This window comes from Kitasatospora sp. NPDC004531, assembly GCF_053602195.1.
Genome location: NZ_JBSGDD010000195.1, coordinates 1 through 2,866, shown reverse-complemented (window position 1 = coordinate 2,866; position 2,866 = coordinate 1). Strand labels below are relative to the sequence as shown.

Below are 2,866 nucleotides of genomic sequence, written 5' to 3'. Positions count from 1 at the left end.
GGCAGTAGCAGGCCGGTAGGGGTGCGGCAAGGGGGTGGTCGGTGGCGGGATGCCGCCAGGGTGGGGCGTCGGGCGGGGCGGGTGGCGGGCGGCCCGGCGGCGGGCGGCCAGGCGTCGCCGTGCCCGCGGTGCCTGGCGCGGCGCTGGCAGGCGGTGCGCTCCGGGCAGTTGCGGGACGCGCTGGAGCTCGGGTCCGGCACCCGGGCGGCGGGTCGTCCGCCGTTCGCGGTGCCGTTCCTGGCCGACGCGCTGGCCGCGCTGCTGGCGGCGCGTGCCGAGCGCGCCCCGATGGTGGCGGCCGGGCTGCCGGTGGTGCACCTGCTGGACTTGGAGACGCTGCGGGTAAGCGCTTTCCCGTTGCTTCCGGACGCCGAGTGCCCGCGCTGCGAGCACCGGGTGGAGGACAGCGCGGAGGCGGCGCGGATCGAGTTGGGGAGCCAACCGAAGCGGGCGCCGGAGGAGTTCCGGCTGCGCCCGGTGGAGGACTACGGGCTGTCGCTGCCGGCGTTCGTCAACCCGGTGGCGGGGATGCTCGGCCCGTCGGTGGTGCCGGACCTGGTGTCCGTCTCCACCTCGTCCACGGTGGGCTGCTTCACCCTGCGCTCCGGCGACTACCTGCGGGAGTGCTTCTGGGGCGGCCACACGCCGAGCTACCGGGCCAGCACCGACGTCGGCCTGCTGGAGGGCCTGGAGCGGTTCGCCGGGATGCGGGCGCGCGGCCGGCGGACGAACGTGGTCGCGTCCCTGGACGAGCTCGGCGAGCGGGCGCTCGACCCCCGCGCCTGCGGCCTGTACACGGAGGAGTTCCACCGGCGCAGCGGCATCCGCCCGTTCTCGCCGAGCACCCCGATCCCGTGGGTGTGGGGCTGGTCGCTGCGCGACGAGCGGCCGCTGCTGGTGCCGGAGGTCCTGGCGTACTACCACGCGCCCGGCGGCCTCACCCACCGCTTCGTGCAGGAGAGTTCGAACGGCTGCGCGTCAGGCGGCAGTCTGGAGGAGGCGGTCTACTACGGCCTGATGGAGGCCGTCGAACGCGACGCCTTCCTGATCGCCTGGTACGGGCAGCTCGCGCTGCCCGAGATCGACGGCCGCAGCAGCGGCCGCCCGCGGACCAGGGCGCTGGTCGACCGGCTGGAGATGTACGGCTACCGCGCCCGGTTCTTCGACACCCGGATCACCTTCCCGGTCCCGGTGGTGACCGCCGTCGCCGAACGCGTCGACGGCGGCCTCGGCCGGCTGTGCTTCGGGGCGGGCGCGAGCCTGGACCCGGAGGCGGCGCTGTGGGCGGGGCTGTGCGAGATCGCCACCGATGCCGTGAACCTGCGCAGCCGTACTGTCCGCGAGGAGCGCCGGCTGCGGGCGATGGCCGAGGACTTCGACCTGGTGCGGGTGCTGCACGACCACCCGCTGGTCTACGGGCTGCCCGAGATGGCGCGGTACGCCGACTTCCTGCTGAAGCGGCCGCCCGTGCCGGCGGCGCCGGTGGCGACGCTGCGGGAGCGCGCGATCGCCCCGTCCGACGACCTGCGCGAGGACCTGTGGCGCTGCGTCGAGGCGGTGGCGGGGGCCGGGTTCGACGTGGTGGTGGTCGACCAGACCATGCCCGAGCAGCGCGCCTTCGGCCTGCACACCGTCTCGGTGCTGGTGCCGGGCCTGTTGCCGATCGACTTCGGCCGGCACCGCCAGCGCGCCCTGACCATGCCCCGGCTGCGGACGGCGCCCCGCGCGGCCGGCCTGCGCCCGCACGACCTGCGGCCGGACCAGCTCAACCCCGCCCCGCACCCCTTCCCCTGAGCCCCCCGCCCGGCCCGGTGACCGCCGATCGGCGGCCGCCGGGCGCCACGAGAGAGGAACGACCATGGGCTACGCCCGCGCGTACGCGTCCGCGGTGCTGTGGCGGGCGCGCGTCCCGATGGAGCCCGCCGACTTCGTGCCCGACTGGGCCGACCGGCCGCGCAAGGACAAGTACTTCCCGGACGCGCCGCACTTCCCGCTGCCCGACAGCCCGCCCGGCCCGGCCGCCGCCGTCGAGCGCGGCCTGTTCGGCCCGCCCGGCGAGGACGGCTTCACGCTGCCGCTGCTCGGCGCGATGCTCCGCGACTCGTACGGCCTGACCGGCCGCCGGCTCGGCGTGCAGGCCAACTCCGACCTCGGCTCGCTGCCCCGCTACCGGGACGCCAACTTCTCCCGGGGCACCGCGTCCGGCGGCGGCCTGTACCCGATCGGCGTCCACTGGGTCAGCGGCCCGAGCGGCCCGCTCACCCCCGGCGTGCACCACTACTCGACGCCGCACCACTCGATGCGGCGGCTGCTGACCGGCGACGTCACGCCCGACGTGCGGGCGGCGCTCGGCGGGATCGCCGCGGACTGCGACCAATTCCTGGTGCTGACCGTCAAGTTCTGGCAGAACGCCTTCAAGTACAACAGCTTCGCCTACCACGTGGTCACCATGGACATCGGCGCGCTGCTGGAGACCTGGCGGATCTGGGCGGGCGCGCGGGGCCTGCGGCTGGGCAGTGCGCTCTGGTTCGACGAGGAGCGGCTCGGCCGGCTGCTCGGCCTGCGCGCCGAGCGGGAGGGCGTGTTCGCCGTCGTCCCGCTGCGCTGGGCGGGCGGGCCGGCCGGGCCGCTGCCGGCCGCGCCGACGGGGGCGGTCGTCCGGGCCGAGGACCAGGAGCGGTCGCGGACCGTCATCGGGTTCGAGACCGTCCGGCGCATCCACGCGGCGACCCTGGACGGCGCCGCCGAGCGGCCCGCCGCCGGGGTGCTGGACGCGGCGCTGGAGCACGCCTGGTCGCGGCTGCGGGCGGCGGCGGCGGGCACTCGGGCGCACCGCCCGCAGGTCCACCCAGAACGGCACGTCGCG

The 2,866-nt window shown here is 76.2% G+C and carries 1 protein-coding gene and 1 pseudogene; both read left to right on the top strand.

The window, feature by feature from the left end:
- The first annotated feature begins 60 nt into the window (after window positions 1-60).
- A complete protein-coding gene (locus ACWEMJ_RS34000; RefSeq protein ID WP_452141004.1) occupies window positions 61-1,794 on the top strand; it encodes a TOMM precursor leader peptide-binding protein in 1,734 nt (577 codons plus the stop codon).
- Between the two features lie 64 nt (window positions 1,795-1,858).
- A pseudogene (locus ACWEMJ_RS33995) lies at window positions 1,859-2,866 on the top strand (nitroreductase); the annotation flags it as partial.